Origin of the sequence: Spongiactinospora gelatinilytica (genome assembly GCF_003236385.1) — a bacterium.
Taxonomy (GTDB): Bacteria; Actinomycetota; Actinomycetes; order Streptosporangiales; family Streptosporangiaceae; genus Spongiactinospora; species Spongiactinospora gelatinilytica.
This window is the reverse complement of sequence record NZ_POUA01000634.1, coordinates 1-2284: the sequence shown is the minus strand read 5'-3', so window position 1 is coordinate 2284 and position 2284 is coordinate 1. Positions and strand designations below refer to the sequence as shown.

The window sequence follows — 2284 nt, the reverse complement described above, 5'->3', positions numbered from 1 at the left end:
GCAAGGATGTAGCGGTCCAGGGAGATACCGTCGTGCCGCCCAATGGCCAGCACGATGCCCGCGACCGCGATGGGCACGGCGAGGACGGCCAGGGCCAGCGCCGGGACGTGGTCGGCCAGGAGCAGGTAGCCGCCGTACAGCAGGGCGCCGGTGCCGCCGAAGATGATGATCTGACGCGCGGTGAAGCCTCCGATGATCTTGTCTGGGGCTTCGACGTCGGCGGGGATGCGGACGATGTCGTTCATCGCTTGTCACCGCCCTTGCGGCGGGCGGGCGGCTTGCGGCGGGGCTCGCCGTGGTTTTCCGGCCATTCGGGCGTGCCGGGAATCGGCGTGCCGGGCGCGACGATCGGACGGGCCGGGGTGCCGCCGGTTGCCTTTGGCGGGGTGGCCGCGCTCTGGTTGCGGAGGTGGTACATCTGCCCGAGTCCGGCCGGGCCTCTGGCGTAGTAGGTCTCGCGCGGGTAGCCGTAGACGGGGGTGGTCGCGGGGACCGGGCCGGACGGGTTGGGAGTGGGCCGGTACTTGCCCGGCATCGGCGGCCCGGTCGGCGCGTGCTTGATCGGGGTCGGGGCCCATTGCTGCGGCGGACGGCGGGCACCGACCGGGGCGTGCTTGAACGGCCCGCTGCCACCCCGTGCCGCGGCGGCAGCGGTGCCGGCAATGCCGGTTGCCGCTCCTGCCGGTCCTGCCATCGCCGGCAAGGCCCGCCCTGTCAGGGCAGTGGCCGCTGCCGTCTTCTTGCCGCTTCGGCCCCGCCCGAGGTGCAGCGTATTCAAGATCGGCGAGGCGAGCCGGTAGGCGATGGCGTACTTGACGATCCGGGCAATCGTCGAGCCGCGGCCACGGTGAGTGAAGACCGTACGCGACACCCAGCCGGGGATGCGCACCAAGATGATCAACAGGCACAGGGCGATCAGCAGGTTGTAGAGCTGGCCGTGGAGCGTCAGCCCGACGATCTGACGGCCGTCCTGGTTGAAGAAGATCCGCACCGCGGCCACCAGGGTCATGGACTGGCCGATCTGGATGAGCAGCAGACCGGTGAACGCCCGGCCCCACAGCCGGGCCGCGCCGTCGGTGTGCGGCAGGGCCAGGCAGGCCAGCGCGAGAGGCGCGACGATGACCAGCAGGATCGTCATGGCAATGCGGAACATGAAGGTGATCAGCAGCAGGATCAGCAGGATGACCGCGACCAGGGCGAGCAGAACATAGAAGACCTCGCCATCGTTGTAGGGCAGGACCATCATTCGGATGGCGGTGGCCGCGCGTGCCGCGTCGAAGTCCTGGCCGAGCAGTGCGAGCGAGACGCCGTTGGCCAGCCGAACGGCTTCGATCGTGAAGAACAGGCTGAAGTTCGCGGCCCCGAACGCCACGACCAGACGCGGCAGCACCTCCTTGATCGCGTACCGGGTCTGTACCGTGCCATGGCCCATGACCAGCACCCCGGCGGCGATCACCAGGACCACGAATCCGCTGTTGGCCAGGACCGCGCTCGCCTGCCACAGATCATGGATCCGCGGCTGTCCCTCGATGTCCGGTGTGGCCAGCAGGGTCTCGGCCAAGGCACTCAGCAGGGGGCGGATCGCCATGGCGGTGAGCTGGGCGAACCAGTTGTTGATCTGTCCGTTCACCCAGCCGCCCAGGTCCAGCCCGAACGGCGGAGCCGGAGGAGAACTGGGGCTGGGTGCCGGCGTCGGTGCGGCGGCAGCGGGCCCGGCAATGGCGATCACGGCCAGTGCCGGTGCGGCAACGGTTGCGGCAACCGGGACGGCAACGATGGCAACAGGCCGGAAGGCACCCGGCCAGGCGCCCGGCCAAAGGGCCGCCATCACCCGCTCACCAGATGCCGCAGGACGTTCACCAGCAGCGGCGCCAATACGGCCAGCGCGTACCCGAACGCGCTCGCCTTCAGTGCCGCCTTGGCCTTGTGCACCTCTCCCGGATCGCCACCCGCGATCAGGTACCGCACCCCGCCGACGGTGAGCATCAGTGTGGCCAGGGCCGCGAGCAGGCCGACCAGCCAGGTTCGCGTGTTGTCGAAGACCCTGCCGAGGTCTTCCGGTCGGGTCGGCGGAGAGGGGGGCGGGCCGGCGATCATCCCGAACGCGACGGTCGCCAGCGTGGCAACGACCACGGCAACGATTGCCACGACCACCACGACGTTCCGTAGCCGCCGCTGCCACCGCCTGCCGGGCGTTGCCGTTTCGGCAGGTGCGGCGGCGGCCGTGCCGGTCAGCGGCGGGGCGTCCTGCGGCCGTCGCGCCTCCGCCGGAGCGGGTCGGGGC

Annotated in this window: 3 protein-coding genes; all 3 read right to left on the bottom strand. The window is 70.6% G+C overall.

Annotated elements, in window-relative coordinates; genetic code table 11:
• A partial coding sequence (locus C1I98_RS38015) for a PrgI family protein (protein ID WP_146607900.1) occupies window positions 1-245 on the bottom strand: 245 nt, incomplete at its 3' end.
• Entirely contained in the window at window positions 242-1828 is a 1587-nt protein-coding gene (locus C1I98_RS38010; RefSeq protein ID WP_497846257.1) for a TrbL/VirB6 family protein, read from the bottom strand. The genes C1I98_RS38010 and C1I98_RS38015, both read right to left, overlap by 4 nt.
• On the bottom strand, window positions 1828-2284 hold a 457-nt coding region (locus C1I98_RS43380), incomplete at its 5' end, for a hypothetical protein (RefSeq protein ID WP_233508541.1). The genes C1I98_RS43380 and C1I98_RS38010, both read right to left, overlap by 1 nt.